Origin of the sequence: Halioglobus maricola, assembly GCF_009388985.1 — a bacterium.
Taxonomy (GTDB): Bacteria; Pseudomonadota; Gammaproteobacteria; order Pseudomonadales; family Halieaceae; genus Halioglobus; species Halioglobus maricola.
On the sequence record NZ_CP036422.1, the window covers coordinates 1,322,618 to 1,339,049 of the forward strand.

At 56.4% G+C, this 16,432-nt stretch carries 11 protein-coding genes; 6 read left to right on the plus strand and 5 right to left on the minus strand.

Annotated features, from left to right (window positions below; all coding sequences use genetic code 11):
- Positions 1–87: 87 nt before the first annotated feature.
- The 5 genes from EY643_RS06005 to EY643_RS06025 all read left to right on the plus strand — a co-directional run bounded on the left by EY643_RS06005 (position 88) and on the right by EY643_RS06025 (position 8,049).
- Positions 88–1,380: a cytosine permease gene (locus EY643_RS06005; RefSeq protein ID WP_152661343.1), complete on the plus strand. Its 1,293-nt coding sequence runs from the start codon at positions 88–90 to the stop codon at positions 1,378–1,380.
- Positions 1,381–1,382: 2 nt separating this feature from the next.
- The gene (locus EY643_RS06010) at positions 1,383–2,942 is read left to right on the plus strand and encodes a hydantoinase/oxoprolinase N-terminal domain-containing protein (protein ID WP_152661344.1); all 1,560 of its coding nucleotides are present in this window, start codon (positions 1,383–1,385) and stop codon (positions 2,940–2,942) included.
- Positions 2,939–4,039 carry a DUF917 domain-containing protein gene (locus EY643_RS06015; protein ID WP_152661345.1) on the plus strand — a complete coding sequence of 367 codons (1,101 nt, stop codon included), beginning with the start codon at positions 2,939–2,941 and terminating at the stop codon, positions 4,037–4,039. Before EY643_RS06010 ends, EY643_RS06015 begins: the two co-directional genes overlap by 4 nt.
- 10 nt (positions 4,040–4,049) lie before the next feature.
- Entirely contained in the window at positions 4,050–6,467 is a 2,418-nt protein-coding gene (locus EY643_RS06020) for a TonB-dependent siderophore receptor (protein ID WP_152661346.1), read from the plus strand.
- Positions 6,468–6,633: 166 nt separating this feature from the next.
- Complete coding sequence (locus EY643_RS06025) at positions 6,634–8,049, plus strand: tetratricopeptide repeat-containing sulfotransferase family protein (RefSeq protein WP_152661347.1); 1,416 nt, start codon at positions 6,634–6,636, stop codon at positions 8,047–8,049.
- Here the strand turns inward: EY643_RS06025 and EY643_RS06030 are convergent.
- Together EY643_RS06030 and EY643_RS06035 are read right to left on the minus strand one after the other, a co-directional pair.
- Positions 8,046–9,341: a serine hydrolase domain-containing protein gene (locus tag EY643_RS06030; RefSeq protein WP_152661348.1), complete on the minus strand. Its 1,296-nt coding sequence runs from the start codon at positions 9,339–9,341 to the stop codon at positions 8,046–8,048. The two genes, EY643_RS06025 and EY643_RS06030, sit on opposite strands and share 4 nt — an antisense overlap.
- Positions 9,342–9,401: 60 nt before the next feature.
- On the minus strand, positions 9,402–11,177 hold the full coding sequence (locus EY643_RS06035; RefSeq protein WP_152661349.1) for an acyl-CoA dehydrogenase C-terminal domain-containing protein: 1,776 nt from the start codon (positions 11,175–11,177) through the stop codon (positions 9,402–9,404).
- Between the two features lie 142 nt (positions 11,178–11,319).
- Here EY643_RS06035 and EY643_RS06040 point away from each other — a divergent pair, with 142 nt between their 5' ends.
- Positions 11,320–12,624, plus strand: coding sequence for a UDP-glucose dehydrogenase family protein (locus tag EY643_RS06040; RefSeq protein WP_152661350.1), 1,305 nt, complete (start codon positions 11,320–11,322; stop codon positions 12,622–12,624).
- Positions 12,625–12,651: 27 nt separating this feature from the next.
- Here the strand turns inward: EY643_RS06040 and EY643_RS06045 are convergent, their stop codons facing one another.
- The 3 genes from EY643_RS06045 to EY643_RS06055 all read right to left on the minus strand — a co-directional run bounded on the left by EY643_RS06045 (position 12,652) and on the right by EY643_RS06055 (position 16,417).
- Complete coding sequence (locus EY643_RS06045) at positions 12,652–13,890, minus strand: HD-GYP domain-containing protein (RefSeq protein ID WP_152661351.1); 1,239 nt, start codon at positions 13,888–13,890, stop codon at positions 12,652–12,654.
- Between the two features lie 146 nt (positions 13,891–14,036).
- Positions 14,037–14,915: a DMT family transporter gene (locus tag EY643_RS06050; protein ID WP_152661352.1), complete on the minus strand. Its 879-nt coding sequence runs from the start codon at positions 14,913–14,915 to the stop codon at positions 14,037–14,039.
- A complete protein-coding gene (locus tag EY643_RS06055) occupies positions 14,915–16,417 on the minus strand; it encodes a M48 family metallopeptidase (protein ID WP_152661353.1) in 1,503 nt (500 codons plus the stop codon). Before EY643_RS06055 ends, EY643_RS06050 begins: the two co-directional genes overlap by 1 nt.
- Positions 16,418–16,432 lie beyond the last annotated feature (15 nt).

Below are 16,432 nucleotides of genomic sequence, written 5' to 3' on the forward strand. Positions count from 1 at the left end.
GAGTCTAAAGCAAACCAGCTGCACTTCAATAAGCTATTTGTCTGTCCCCTAGGCATAATTTAGTGAAAAGAGAAGATAGGGTTAGCAATGGAAGCGCAGACCACTGAATACGCCACCGAGCCGGTGCCAGACGACAGCACCGTCGCGTGGTTCAGGGTGGCTATGGTCGCGGCCATGGTTTCCTTCTCCCTGCCTACCTTCCTCACAGGGCTCGAGTTGTCCGCAGTTACATCGCCTCGGGAAACTGCCAACATCCTTCTTGCGGGTTCCCTGATTCTCACGGTGCTTGGCAGCCTGACAGCAGCTATCGGCTCAAGTACCCGCCTCAGCTCGTATATGCTCAATCGAATCGCGTTTGGTTCGAAAGGCGCCGCTATCGTGAACCTTGCGTTCGCGGTCTCTTTGCTGGGATGGTTTGGGGTCAATATCGACCTGTTTTCTGGCGCGGCAGTGCGGCTGGCCATGGACCTGTTTGGATACGAGTTGCCCGTGTGGCTGGTCGAGTTGTTCGCCGGCCTGATTATGACTGTCACTACCTTCTACGGTTTCAGGGCTATCAATATGCTCTCGGCACTGCTGGTACCAGTGTTAATGGTAGTGACTGTGATGCTAATCAGCGGCTCTTTAGCTGAGGTGTCCCTTGCTGATCTGTTGGCAAGAGAAGGCGAATCCGCCATCAGTTTCGGTGATGGGGTGTCGTCAGTCGTTGGCGCGATAATTGTAGGTGCCGTCATCTTACCCGATATCACTCGCTTTATTCGTCACTGGAGGGGTGCTGTTTACACCATTGTCATTTCTTATCTAGTGGTAAATCTGACTGTTATGGCTGCCGGTGCTATAGCAGGTGCCGCGCTGGGAGACAGTGATCTGCTCAATATTATGATTATCCTGGGAATAGGTTGGGCAGCCTTCGCGGTGGTAATACTCGGGAGCTGGGTGCTTAATTCCCTTAATCTCTACAGCACGATGCTGAGTGTGGAGTCCACCGCTCCAGGGCTCAATTACCATGTGTTGATCATGGTGTCCGGGGCACTGGGGACGTTCGCCGCGTTTTTCAATATTCTCGATGTGTTCCTTTCATTCCTATTCTACCTGTCTATCGTTTTCGTTCCGGTGGCTGGGGTGATCGCAGTTGATTACTTGCTGATGCGTAGATCGGCATACCACGAAGCCCGTGTAGATATGGAATGCGAGTACCGGGGGACCGCGTTAGCCAGCTGGGCGGTAGGTGCCTGTGTGGCGCTGGCGGGAGATCTCGGTTTGGTCACGCTCTCAGGCATGGCTGCCGTGGATGCCATGCTGATTGCGGCATTGGCGTACTACCTGATATGCAAAATTCTGGCTCGGCGTGGTCCCGCGCCGATTAAGCAGGGGAACTAAGATTGCGCATTGGAATTGATGTTGGCGGTACGCATACGGATGCCGTTCTTTTGGAAGGCCGTAGCGTTCGCTCGGCCGTTAAAACGCTAACAACAGCGGATGTGAGTACAGGCGTATTCAACGCCCTGGAGCATGTTCTCAGTGACAGCGGCGTTCTCGAGTCTGCTGTTGATGCCGTGATGCTGGGGACGACTCAATTCACCAACGCGGTTGTGGAGCGAAGACAGCTTTCTGAAGTAGCGGCCATCCGTATCGGCCTGCCCTCAGGAAATGGCCTGCCACCGATGATTGCCTGGCCGGAAGATATCGCGGAATCACTGGGCGGTCATACTTATATGCTCAAGGGTGGTACCTTGTATGACGGGCGTCCGGTTGCTGAGCTCGATCACGATGAAATTCAGTCCACCATCGAAGATATCAAGTCGAAGGGTATCGACACGATAGCTATCTCAGCCGTGTTTTCTCCGATGAGCGCTGAGCCTGAGTTGTTGGTCGCGGAGCAATTACGTCGTGCGATTCCCGGTGCCAACATTACCTGTTCTCACCAGATCGGGCGCCTCGGCTTACTGGAGCGCGAAAATGCAGCGCTACTTAATGCATCGCTATTGAAATTTTCCGACCAGGTGGTCAGCTCTTTTGGCGAGGCGTTGCGTGACCGCGGATTGGAGTGTCCGTTTTATATCAGCCAGAACGACGGCACATTGATGGACGCGGAGTTTGTGCGCCAGTTTCCAGCGCTTACCTTTGCCTCTGGCCCCACCAATTCGCTGCGGGGAGCATGTGAACTCACGGGCCTGAATGATGCCATTGTGATCGACATCGGCGGGACGACTTCTGATATAGGTATTCTTCAGGGAGGTTTCCCGCGAGAGTCAAATATCGTTATCGATGTTGGCGGTGTGCGTACCAATTTCCGTATGCCCGACATTCTGGCCCTGGGTCTGGGGGGAGGAAGCATCGTCAGTGAAGACGGCCTTAGTATCGGGCCACGTTCTGTTGGTCATGATCTGGTGCGAGAGGGTCTTGCTTTCGGCGGCAATACATTTACGGCAACTGATTTGTTAGTCGCGGCCAACAAGCTTGACCTTGGCGAGGCAGGGCAAGCGGTTGAGCTGAACCCCGAGGTTCTCGCCAGTGGCCTGGCGACGATAAAAAAGATGCTGAACGAGGGCATCGAGAAGATGATGCCCAGCAGCGATCCACTACCGGTTGTGCTGGTGGGCGGCGGTGCGGTGTTGGTCGCAGATAAACTCGAGGCAGCCTCAGAAATGCACTGCCCGGAGCATTCGGGCGTGGCAAATGCTATCGGTGCGGCGATTGCCCAGATCGGTGGTGAGGTAGAGCGTATGGTGTCCTATAGGGAGATCCCCCGCGCTGAAGCTATCGAACAAATATCTGCTGAGGCTAGAACGACGGCCATCGCGGCGGGTGCAGATCCTGCCACGGTAAGAATCGCTGATATCGAAGAAACCACCATTTCTTATATGGCCGAAGGCTCGACCCGCGTCCGGGTCAAGGCGGTCGGAGATTTGGCGTCGAGCAACAGGGAGGAACCAGCGTGAAAAAATTTGGCAGAGAGAGCCTTGCTGATCTATCGGCAGGAGCTGTCTTTCTTGCGACTGGTGGTGGCGGCGATCCATATGTGGCTGAGCTGGTTGCTCAACAAGCGCTGGAAAAATACGGTTCGGTAGATTTGATCGATCCCGAGAATTTGGACGACGATGCCTACGTTGTTGCGATAGGCGGAGTAGGTGCTCCTACAGTTAGTCTGGAATTGCTGCCTTCTATCGACGAGGCAGTTAATACGTTGAGAGCATTCGAAGATCGCGTAGGTCGCAAAGTCGACGCCGTTGTCTCTTTCGAAATTGGCGGAGGCAATTCGCTGATTCCCATTGTTGCTGGGGCTGTGATGGGCATTCCAGTGGTAGACGGGGACGGCATGGGGCGTGCGCTACCGGAAGCACAGATGATGACTTACCCTATTTCGGGAGTGTCACCCACCCCCGCGGTAGCAACCGATTATCAAGGGACTGTCACCGAATTTCATACCAAAGATATTATGGAATTCGAAAAAGAGATACGACAGTGCGCCCTGAGCTCCGGGGGCATGATTACTTCCGCAGAACATCCCATGACAGGTAAGCAGCTCAAAGCCGCGATTGTGCCCGGAACGGTAAGTTTTTCTATTGAGCTCGGGCGGCTACTGAGAAAGTACCGAGGCAATGCCCATCGTATATATGAGCCCCTCGCTGAACTCTTCAGCGGCTCTATTTACGGCGATTTGTTTCATCTCTATACGGGAAAGGTGATCGACAGCTCTACCCGGATAGTTGGCGGTTATGACATTGGCGCGGCAACTATTGCCCCCTTTGACGGCAGTGGCGCGGAGCTCACGATCAGTATCAAGAATGAGTATCTGGCTGCCGAAGCTAACGGCAAGGTGATCGCATCGGTGCCTGATCTCATCACTATTGTGGACTACGAAACATCGACACCGATCAATGCCGAAAGGCTCCGTTACGGCCAGCGCGTCACGGTATTTGGTGTAGGTTGCCCAAGTTTTTACCGAACTCAACGTGCGCTGGAGTTCGTCGCGCCGTCCTGTTTCGGGTTTCCATTTGAATACAAAACGATTGAAGAATTGAACCTATCAAATTGAGGTATACACGATGAAGATGCCGTACAAGAAAACGATTCTCTCAGGCGCAATAGTTAGCGCAACACTGGGTGGTGTTCCCGCTGTAGTTATCGCTCAGGAGTCTGCGCTTGAGGAAGTGATGGTGACGGCGACTCGTCGCAGTGTCTCTGTACTCGACGTACCTTATAATATTTCTGCGCTGACAGGCGATGACCTGCGTGAGCAGGGTGTGAGTTCAGCTGCTGACCTGTTTCGCATTACTACGGGGGTCAGTTTCGTGGATCAGGGGCCGCGCAGTGGGGTGAATAACTCCAATCTCATTATTCGCGGCGTCAACTCAGAAACCTTATCGCGAAATCAGGGTCCGCTGGCGACAGCACCTGTAGTTTCTACATATATCAACGAGACGCCTGTGTTCGTAAACCTCCGTCTGACCGACCTTGAGCGGGTGGAAGTGCTCCGGGGGCCCCAGGGCACGCTTTACGGCTCCGGTTCGCTCGGCGGGTCGGTTCGTTACATCTACAATAAGCCACAGTTTGATGAATTCGCAGGCGAGATCAGCGGTGGTGTCAGCCAGACCAAGCGTGGCGATGGAGTGAACTACGAAACTGATTTGATGCTCAACATACCCCTGGGCGACTCGTTGGGCATTCGCCTGAATGCCGGTTATGAGGACAGAGCCGGGTTTATTGATCAGCCCGCTCGCTACGTTCGCAATGGAGATGGCTCTCCGGTGCTGGACAATGGTGCCACGGACCCATTCGGCGACTCGGCCAATTTCTTCGCGGGGCAGCCGGTCTATGAGTATGTCGAGGGCGTGAACGATTCAGAAACTGAAAGCTTTCGCGGTGCGCTCGCATGGGCGCCGGGAGACAGGTTTGAAGCTAACTTGAATTATCACCACCAGACTAACGACGTGGGTGGCACGCAGATGACGTCACCGGCCCAGTACGGTGAGGACACATTGAAGAACGCCTCGCTCATTGCAGAGCCCTTTGAGCGCGACGTCGATATTGTGGCGCTCGATATTGACTTTGATATGGGCTTTGCCAGTTTTACGGCTTCGGCTTCAAGCTACAAGTCAGAGGGAGAGGGGTCTCGTGATCTAACAGGATTCTACGAGCTGTTCAGCTTCTACGAGTCTTACTATGGGACCAGCCCCAGACCACTGATCGAAGACGTTTCTCGGTTCGAGGACAAGGGCGACGTATTTGAGGCGCGGCTTGTGTCTCAGACCGATGGTGCGTTTGATTGGGTAGCCGGTGTCTTCTATATGGAGCAGGACACTGATTTGTCTGCGCGCCAGTACTACTATGGTTACGACGACTACGCCAATTCCTGCTTTATTGAGACCGACACTTTTGGCGGTGCGCCGTGTGGCTTTGGAACGCTGTTTGGCTTTGAGGATTTCAATGGCCCCGTGCCGGTGGTGAAAGATGAGGCTTATCTGGTTGACCAGCAGAACGAGTTCACCGATAGCGCCATATTTGGTGAGTTAACCTGGCACATTACCGACGCGTGGCAGATCACGGGAGGCGTGCGCTATTACGACCAGGACTTTGAGACCACCCAGGTCGGCGGGCTTGAATTTGTTCCCGGGGGTGTGGAATCCCGCAGCCTGGATACCAGCGATAGCGACTCGCTGTTCAAGTTGAACACGTCTTACCAGTTGAACGAGAATATGAATCTCTACGCGGTGTGGTCAGAGGGTTTCCGTCGCGGTGGTGCGAATGGCCTTCCCAATGAGGCGTTTGGAGCCCCGATCAACGACAAGGCATTCCTCTATGCACCCGATACCACGGAGAACATTGAGATTGGTATAAAGGGCACACTGGCAGCCCGCTACCAGTATACGTTGGCCTACTATGACATCGACTGGCAGGACATGCAGTCCAACCTCTCGTGTACTGGCCTGGCATTGTTATGCGTGGTCAACGTCGGTGAAGCCTACTCCCGTGGTATTGAGGCTGAGATTACCGGTAATCTCACCGACAATATCGATGTCCGTGCCTCCTATACCTACAACGATTCGGAGTTGGAGTCTCTGTCAGATACGCTGCAGGAGTTTGTGGTGGATGGCACATCGTTCGCAGAAGTCGAGCCCGGTATAAGTCTGCCAGGTGCGAGTGAAAATACGCTATATCTGGCGGCCAATTACAATCAGAACCTGTCAAATGGCAATAGCCTGGTGTGGAGCGCGAACGCTTCCTATCGCAGCGACGCGGAGTCTGCTTTGGACGTCTACAGTGTGAAACTTGAGAGTTTCTGGCTATGGAACGCGGCTGTTTCCATGGAGGCAAGCGAATGGACTGTCCGCGGTTTTGTGAATAATATTGCCGATGAACGTGGCTTCACCGCGGCCGATCCCGTAGAACTCTGGGGTATCGGTGCGAATGCGATTATCACTACGCCGCGAACCTATGGCGTGAGCGCAAGCTACCGCTTCTAACGGGAGAACAACGCCAATTCAAAGCGAAGAGAAGCTGTACGAGGTCGCATGGAGCGCCTATCGGGCTGGCCGATTGCAAGAAGCATGGCAGGCGTGCACTGCTTTACAATCTGACCATAAAGGGTCTGGGCGGGCCTGGGATGTCTCCAGTCGGGTTGCCCTGGCAATGGGTGGGCGCCAGGCAGCACTGCAGTGCTCAGAGCGTGCCGTTCATCTAAAGCCAGACAGTTTCGCCTTTCTTTCCCAGCAGGCTCAGTGCCTGCTGGTGCTCAATCGCCAGGCTGATTCAGCTGCAATTACCGACAAGTTGTCAGGCGTGACACTCGATCATGCCGTCCAGTTCGATACTTTGGGCAACCTCTACAGCCAGTTAAACTCGCATGCAAAGGCCCTCGGTTGTTTTGAACAGGCTGTAGCACTGGAGCCCGCAAACCCTCACTTTCATTTCAATCGCGCACTGATTCTACAGTCCATGGGGGAGCTAACCGAGGCCGAGCAGGCCTTCGATCGCGTTATCGATCTTGAGCCAGATTTGGCAGAGGCCTGGCTGCATCGCTCACGTCTGCGAACTCAGCGGCAGGAAAGTAATCATGTAAATGAACTGGCTGTGGCATTGGGCCGCCCAGAGCTGAGCTGGCGAGAGGAGATGAATCTGCGTTATGCGCTGGCTAAAGAGCATGAGGATCTTGGTCAGTACGATGAATCGTTTGCTGAGTTGGGACGTGCTTCACGGTTGCGTAGAGGACATATGAAGCACGATGCTGTGGCTGATCTCCGCGCGATTGACGGGATAATCGATGCATTCGGCGCGTCCTATTTTTCGGTCGAACATATTGGCGCTAACACCCGCGCGCCTATTTTCATCGTCGGCTTGCCAAGGACAGGAACTACGCTTGTAGAAAGAATCATCGGTGCCCACAGCGAGGTGATCGCCGCTGGTGAACTCAATAATTTCGCAGAGTGTCTGGGTGTTCAACTGGCGGCCCAGAAGCCGACCGATAGATTGGATTTCATACGCAGGGCGGCGGGCGTGGATCATGCGAGCCTGGGCGAGGCCTATATCGAAAGTACTCGCCACCTGGCAGGCAACAGTGCGCGCTTTATCGACAAACTGCCGTTGAATTTTCTGTACTGTGGGTTGATTCATCGAGCCATGCCCAATGCAAAAATCGTGCATTTGAGTCGGCATCCTATGGACACTTGTTATGCCATCTACAAAACTTTGTTCAAGCAGGCCTATCCTTTCTCGTACGAATTGTTGGAGCTTGGAAACTACTACCTGAGCTATTGCAAGTTAATGGCTCACTGGCGGCAGATGATGCCGGGCGCAATCTACGACGTGAGTTATGAGCGCTTGGTTAGCAACCCTGAATATGAAACCCGGCAGCTAATACAAGCATGTGGGCTCGAGTGGGAGGATCGGTGCCTGCAGTTTCACAAGAGCTCAGCGCCCTCCATGACAGCGAGTCTGGCTCAGGTGCGCAAGCCTATGTATACATCCTCTGTCGGGCGTTGGCAGCAGTATCGTGACGGACTGAGGCCTCTTGAAGATTTGTTTCTAAGCGAAGGTCTCAATCTTTAGACCGCCAGAAAATCCAGGGACTGGTCTTGCATGTCCCTGACCGGCGGGCAGTTTCGTGAGATTCCCCAGAGTAATCTTGGCAGCGCCAACATGTGGCTTCCAAGCACCGGCTTGCCACTGTTGAGGATCGCTACGGAGATGTCTCGCTCTGGGTCGGCCCAGCAGAAAACATTGGAAAGGCCCAGGTGGCCGTAGGCGTAGTGGCTGCCCTTGCCGTAAATCCCCGCCGGGCTGCCGCCCAGCATGAAGCCAGGGCTGTAGCGCATCGGGAGTTTCAGCGAGGCGTCCATCTCGGCTTTGCCGGCTTCCTGTATCGCCCGGTGTACCGTGAGCGGCTGCATAATTCGCTGGCCATTGTACTCGCCGTAATCCAGCATCATTTGAAAGAAGCGACTGGCCTCTTCGGCGGTGGCATACATGTTCCCCGATGGCAGGACGGCGCCCATGAACTCATCGGTATTGGTGAGCTCCATCACTTCCATGTAATCGAGGCCCAGGACATTCTTTAAAGTTTCACCGATCTGGTTGCCCAGTGGCAGGCCGGTGAATCGATTTTCTGCCGCGCTGGGCATATCCCGTTTAGTGAGGCCGTAGCGAAAATAACGCATGTCCAGCGGTTTGCGGATGTGAGTATTGAGGAATTGGGAGACTGTCTTGCCAGTAGTTCTGCGGATCAGCTCGTCCAGCAGGAATCCCCCCGTTATTGCGTGGTAGGCCGAAGTACGCCCCAGATGATCGATGGGATCAGCTTCGCAGATTGCCGCTACGGCAGCCTCGCGGTCGAACAGCAGAGAGGAATCTACATTCTCGCCCAGCCCAGGGACTCCGGCCCGATGTGCCAGCAGCTGGTAGATTGTGATATAGCCCTTGCCGTTTTCGGCGAATTCAGGAATGTAGTAACTGAGGGGGTCCATTAGGTGGATCTTGCCTTGCTCTTCCAGCAGGTGCACCAGCATCGCACTGATCGACTTTGACGCGGAGAAAAGGCAGACCGGCGTGTTGATGCTGGCCACAACCGCATCCTCGCTGTGGGCATCGCCGCGCTGATAGCCGATACTTCGGTTGAGCACAATCTTGCCGCGGCGGCGCACACAGATGCTGAGCATGGGGTGCATGCCGGTGCGGAATAATTTGAGTGTGTCAGCCCAGATATTGTCGACACCGGCCTGGGTCAGGTCGGTGTCCTCAGGGGCTGACTCATTAGCGGTGTCGATATCGATCAGCGATTCGATGTCGCGAGGTAGGGGAGTTGCGTTAAAACGTGATGCCAGTTTCTTGCGGAGCAAGCGCATAGTTATCTCCTGTGCGTCTAGCTCCAGCTTACTCCCCTTGTGCCTTGCATAAAAGACGCATTACAGCATGAGCAGCGATTCATCCAGGTCCATGATTGAATCAGCGCCAGCAACGGCCGCTCTGGCATGCGCTTCCGCCCGGGGCAGGATGCGCTGGAAATAAAAGCGCGCAGTGGCTACTTTTGCGGCGTAGAAATCGCCTTCCTTGGCCAGGCTGATCTCCGCCATCTGCGCCCACATGTAGGCCAGGGCTACGTAGCCGCCGAACAAGGTGTAGTCGACACTCGCCGCGCCAATCTCATCGGCGTTTTCAACTGCTTTTTCGCCCACTTTCATGGTGATCTCGCCCCACTGGGCATTCACTGCGGCAAGCGGTTCGATAAATTCAGTCATCGCGTTATTGTCGTTGTGAGCTTCGCAGAACTTGTGGATGCGCTTGGTAAAGCCGCGCAGCAGTTTGCCGCCGGACCCCATCACTTTACGCCCGAGCAAATCCAGCGACTGGATGCCGGTTGTGCCCTCGTAAATCGTGGCGATGCGCATGTCGCGCAGCAGTTGTTCCATGCCGTGTTCGCGTATATAGCCGTGGCCACCAAACACCTGTACGCCGATGTTGGTCACCTCCACGCCGGTTTCAGTGCAGAACGCCTTGGCTATGGGAGTCAGCAGCGAAAGCAGGTCGTCGGCCTCGGCTATCTGCTCTTCATTGCCATGTTGGGTCAGGTCGTTCAGCCTTGCCAGCCAGTAGATAAACGCTCGAGAGCCTTCTACCAGCGCTTTCTGGGTCATCAGCATGCGCCGCACATCGGGGTGAACCACTATCGGGTCGGCGGGGCCATCGGGGTTTTGGGCGCCGGTGAGAGAGCGCATTTGCAAGCGCTCGCGAGCGTAGGCGAGGGCGCCCTGGAATGAAGCTTCACCGAGGCAGACCCCCTGCAGTGCCGTGCCGAGACGAGCGGTGTTCATGATTTTGAACATTACCTCAAGGCCGCGATTCTCTTCGCCCAGCAGAAAGCCCTTGGCATTGTCAAAGTTCATTACGCAGGTTGCGCTGCCCTTGATACCCATTTTCTTTTCGATGGAACCACAGTGCACCGTATTGCGCTCACCAAGGCTGCCATCGTCATTGACCATGACCTTGGGTACCAGAAATAGGGAGATTCCCGAGGTGCCTTCCGGTGCGCCTTCCACACGCGCGAGCACTGCGTGGATAATGTTCTCGGTCATGTCCTGCTCGCCGCCAGAGATGAAAATCTTCGTTCCACTGATGCTGTAGCTGCCATCGCCGTGCGGAGTCGCCTTGGTACGCAACAAACCCACATCTGAGCCACAGTGCGACTCGGTGAGACACATGGTGCCAGCCCATTCGAGGGAGAAGAGCTTGGGGAGGTAGGTCGCTTTTTGCTCTTCTGTACCACCGGCGCGAATGCAGGTGATGGGTGCGTGGGCCAGGCCCGGATACATGCTCCAGGCGTAGTTGGCAGCCGCGGTCATCTCGGTGAGGAGGGTGCTCATTGATCCGGGCAGCCCCTGGCCGCCTTCAGCTTCAGGGATGGAGAGAGTCTGCCAGCCGGCGTCGCCGTATTGCCTGAGCGCTTCTGCGAATCCGCTGGGGGTGCTCACCTGGCCATTTTCAAAGCCACAGCCCTCTTCATCGCCCGCGCGATTGAGTGGTGCTAGCACGTTTTCGGCAAATTTGGCTCCGCCGTCGAGGATAGCGTCCCACAAGTCCTCACTGAGGCTCTCGCAGCCATTGAGCTGCTGATAGTGGTCCAGCCCCAGTAGTTCTTTGTTGACGAAGGCCATGTCGGTAAGAGGTGCGCGGTAGTCAGGCATATCAGGTTCCGTAGTGTTTTCGGGGGTCGTACTACAACAGCGCGCGGGGTATGCCACAATGCTCCCTTCGGCCAATAAAAAATGTCACAATGCTCACTGATAATTGGTGTTTTCCGTTTAGTTTTCTAGGGAGTTCCCCCGAATGAATGTTGTCATGATTGGTGCCGGCTATGTTGGTCTGGTATCTGGAGCCTGCTTTTCTGAATTCGGCGCCAATGTGATTTGTGTGGATGTAGACCCGGCGCGCATCGATCGCCTGAGTGCGGGAGAGATGCCGATCTATGAGCCCGGTCTCAAGAGCCTGGTGCAGCGCAATTTTGACGCCGGTCGCCTTGCCTTCACGACCGAGCTTGCGGACGCCGTGTCCGCAGCAGACCTGGTCTTTATCGCTGTGGGAACACCCACCCGCAGAGGTGAGGGCTACGCCGACCTGGGCTATGTCTATCAGGCGGCGAAAGATATCGCCGGCCATCTCAGTGGCTATACCGTGGTGGTCGACAAATCTACAGTGCCTGTGGGAACCGCTGCCGAGGTAAAGCGTATTATCTCCGAGGCGAATCCTGAGGCGGATTTCGATGTGGCGTCCAATCCTGAGTTCCTGCGTGAGGGCGCTGCGATCAGCGATTTTATGCGGCCGGATCGCGTCGTGCTGGGGGTGGAGTCGGAGCGGGCTGAGAAGTCCCTGCGCGAGCTTTACCGGCCGCTCAATCTCATTGAGGCGCCGATCGTGGTCACGGACCTGGAGAGTGCAGAGCTGATCAAGTATGCGGCCAACGCCTTTCTCGCAACCAAAATCAGCTTCATCAATGAAATATCCCAGTTATGTGAGGCGGTCGGTGCCGACGTGCATTCCGTGGCGAAAGGTATGGGGCTCGACGGACGTATCGGCAAGAAATTTCTCCATGCGGGCCCCGGCTATGGTGGTTCCTGTTTTCCGAAAGATACGTTGGCGCTCGTGCGCACCGCTCAGGAGCACGGCGTGTCTTCGCGCATTGTGGAGGCTGTGGTCGAGGTCAACGCGGCTCAGAAAGCGCGCATGGTGAAGAAGATCCGCGGAGCGCTTGACGAGTCGCTGTCCGGCAAGCGCATTGCCGTTCTCGGCCTTACTTTCAAGCCGGAGACTGATGATATGCGCGATTCACCGGCGCTGACTATCTTGCCCCAGCTGATTGACCGGGGTGCGGACATAGTCGCTCACGATCCTCAGGGGATCGAGGAGGCGAAACCGCTGCTACCTCAACAAGTCAGTTACAGTGACGACATCTACGCCACGATCGAGGGTGCCGATGCAGTTGTGTTGATGACCGAGTGGAACGCCTATCGGGGTTTGCATTTTGACCGGGTGAAAACCTTGATGCGCGGCGATGTGTTTGTCGACCTGCGCAACGTCTATGAGCCGGAAACCATGCGCGCGCTCGGTTTCAAGTACTCGTGTGTGGGGCGCTGAGCCGCGACGGGCCGAGGGGTGCCTGAATCAGGCGTTAATCTGGTAGTCGGTGAGTTCGATGCCGTGGCTACCCGGCGGCAAACTGGTGGCGATCGCCACTGTTTCCCCGCGACTGCGGTTGGCTACTTCTTGTAAATCTACCATCTTGGGCGAACCGTACTCGCGTTTGCGCGGGTCCAGCACCAAAATGACTTTCGGCAGCAGTCTGCGTGTGCGGCTGTCCGCCACGACGATGCCCACTTCGCCGCTGGTGAGTTCAACCAGCGTGCCTGCGGGGTAGATGCCTATGGCCTGGATAAATGCTTCCACCAATTCTGTCTGGAACAAGCGGTCGCGCTCCTGATACATCTCGCGCAATGCATCGGCCGGGGCCTTGGCGGGTGCGTACGGTCGTTCCGAGGTCATGGCGTCGTAGACGTCAACAATGGCGGCGATTCGGGCAAACGGTGGAATCCGGTCGCCGCTGAGACCGCGCGGATAACCGCTGCCGTCCCAGCGCTCGTGGTGAAAACCCACCATGTCGAGCACGTCCTGATTCTGGATGCCGCTCTTTTTCACTAAATGCACGCCGTGCGCCACATGGTGGCGGACCTCCCGCATTTCTTCGTCGGTCAACGGCCGGTCTGCTTTCAGCAGTTCAGGATCGACCAGTAATTTGCCTACATCCATCAACATGCCGCCCACGGCCAGCGAGCGCAGATCGTGCCGTTGCATGCCCAGTTGCCTGCCCAGTGCGATGGCCCAGATGGTGGTGCTGATGGAGTGATGGTAGCTGTATTCGTCGTGTTGCTTCAGGCGGCCTAACCAGAGACAGGCATCCGGATTGCGGCTGATACTGTCGATCAGCGGGTTGGCAATTTTCTTGATGCGGACGGCATCGAGCTTGCCGCGTTTGGCTGCCTGCTCGTAGATACCTGTGATATCGAAGACCAGGGTGTCCAGGGCGGCTCGCGCCCGGGGGTGTTCCTCGCGCCATTCGTTGACATCGTTGTAGGGGGTGAGGTTGCGGCCAGTGAAGATGCTATCCAGTGGAATGCGCTGGCGATCCACCTGGCTCTGGCGAGCGACCTTGGGGGTGATATAGCGGCTTTTGCGCGTGTCGATATAGACGAAGTGACACAGCTCGCGGACCTGGTTGATATCAGTCTCGGATTCGAGCAGAAAACCCTGGGTATAGAACGGCGTTCCCAGCCACGGCCGGTCCAGTCCACTGATGAACATGCCGATGGCGAGATCCGAAACTTCTACTTTCAGGGTTTGGAGCATAGCGCCCAGCCCAAATCACAACTTATCCATTGTTCAACATATCCCATGCCCCATGGACTGTCCGGCAAAAACTCCACTTTTATGCAATTACTGTGACGCAGGTCCAGATCGCACTATTGGGGTTATTTGTGGCCAAAAAGGTGGTGTCAGCTGGAATTCGCTGCTTGCTGGCTGCGCGCCAGGAATATGGTGAGGAGTCCGCCACTGATCACCAGAGCGCTGCCGAGCAGTGACCAGGTGTCCGGGACCTGATCCCAGATCAGCCAACCCCAGAATCCACCCAGCACCACGGCCAGATAATTGATCGGGGCAATCGCGTGGGCGGGCGCCAGAGCATAGGCGCGTGTATAAAGGCGTAGCGTGTAGTAGATCGCAATGCCCACGTAGAGCATCGCGGCCCAGACCTGCCAGTCCAGCCCGGTGAAATCACCGAGACTGAAAGGCGCAACGCAGGCCAGGGACAGCACGAAGTAGTACAGAAGTATCCGCGAGGCGGGTTCGGTAGACGCGAGTTTGTGGGTAGCCACCATGGAGATGGCCAGGCACAGGGCGGATAGAAAACCACCCGCGTGCCACCAGCTCAGGCCCTCAGGGCTGGGCCGGAGAATCACGCCAACGCCAATGAAACCGATTAACAGTGGTACCCAGGCGCTCGGCGCAATCCGCTCGCGGCTCCAGAGCCAGATCACCAGCGGTACGGTCAGCGGTGCGCTCTGGCGCAGCAGCATGGCATCTACCATGGGTATGTTGTCGAGAGCGGCATAAAAAAGGTAAAAACCGAGAACACCCACCGCGCCGCGAAACAGGTGCAGACCGGCGCGCTCGGTGCGCAGGTTGACGAGGCCTGGGCGCAATGTGATGGGCAGGCACAAGATCAGGCACACCAGATATTGCACAGTGACGATGGCCTCGGTGCTGGCCTGACGCGAGGCGAACTTGGTGGCCACCGCCGCGGTACTCGCAATGATGATCATCAGTAGGGAAAGTGAGATCGCCTGGCGTATCTGCGGGGCAGACGCCGGCATTACTGACCCTGGTAGCGTTCTTCGCGGGCGTATTTGAGCACTTCACCGGTGCCGGTGTGGTCTTCCTCGAGGCCATTCATGGAGGCACTGAATTTCGGCCCCCAGCGGCTGTCCAGACGTTCGGTCCAGGATTCCAGTGTTTCGCCGGGGCCTATTGTCGCTGTGCGCAGACGTATTCCGGTCACACTAGCGCGCTCCGCTGACGTCAGTGGGCGCATGCTCATGACCGCTTCGCGCATTTGTGGACGGAATTGATCAAGCCCCAGCGCCATCATGGTGTAGCTGCCGCGAGGAGTGGCAAGGAAAACATAGTGCATACTCACCGGCTCCTCGCCACTGGCGTCGGTGTAGGTCACCAGGTGTGCCGGCCACTCGCCGATTTTCAATGGGCGGGTCTGGTCCGGTTCGATACCGCCGCGCTCGCGCATGCGGGTAATGAGCGCCGCAGCATAGCCGTCGGGGGTGAACTCCCCTGGGTTGGCACCAAGCGCCATGTAGGCGCCTTCTTTCTCGGTTTCGGTAGCGCCGACAAAGCGGGGGGTGTTGATGGTCTCCCAGCCGCTGGGGAAGGCAATGGTGAAGTCCATGTCAGTACTCAGGAACCGGTCTTCCAGAAAAATACCCTGCTGCGGGTTCTGGGGCCCCCACCAGATACCGTCCAGGTGCTGGTATAGCTGTGTGCGGGTCGCGATAGGGGCGGTGGTGGTGTAAGTCAGCTTGGCGATCGTGGTTTCAATGTCAGCCACGCGTTGTGGCGTGGTGGGGTGGGTGTCCATGTAGTTGGCTTCGTGATGCTCGCCCGTGAGCAGGAATAAGGTGCGCTCGATGCCTTCCAGTGCGCCCGCGAGCGCTTCTGGATCGTAGCCGGTTTTGGCTGCAAGGCGCAGGCCGTATTCATCAGCTTCGGTCTCCTGGTCGCGGCTGTAGCCGGACAGATACACCTTGCCGGCGTGTTCGATGGGTGAGTTGATCATGTTGCCCAGGTCGTCGCTGACCACGCCCACGGCGCGGCCGGGCAGGGTGAGCAGGCCAGTTCCGAGGGAGCGACCCATCTGGCGCACGTGATGTCGCTGGGTGACGTGGCTGATCTCGTGGGCGAGTACGCATGCGAGTTCGTCTTCGCTGTTCATCTGTGAGAGCAGGCCGCGCGAGATGTAGATGAAACCGCCAGGGCTGGCGAAGGCGTTGGGTTCAAACTGGTCCACGACAGCAAACTGGAATTTATAAGGACTATCGACCAGTCCAGCGGTGAGGCGCTCGCCAACACTTCTTACATATGCTGTTAATTCCGGATCGTCGTAGAGACCGATTTGCTCGCTGACCTGCTGCGACATGGCCTGGCCCGCTGAGGTTTCTGCTTCCGGTGTTACTACCGTGGTGATGCAGCCTCCCAGGGAGAGCAGGCCGAAGGCAGTGAGCGCACGGGCGAAGTGACGCGAGGTAGTGACAGCAGATGACAGCATGGTGAGAGGCTCGTTCAAATCCGGGAAAGTGACTGCCATTATCCCAGTACAACA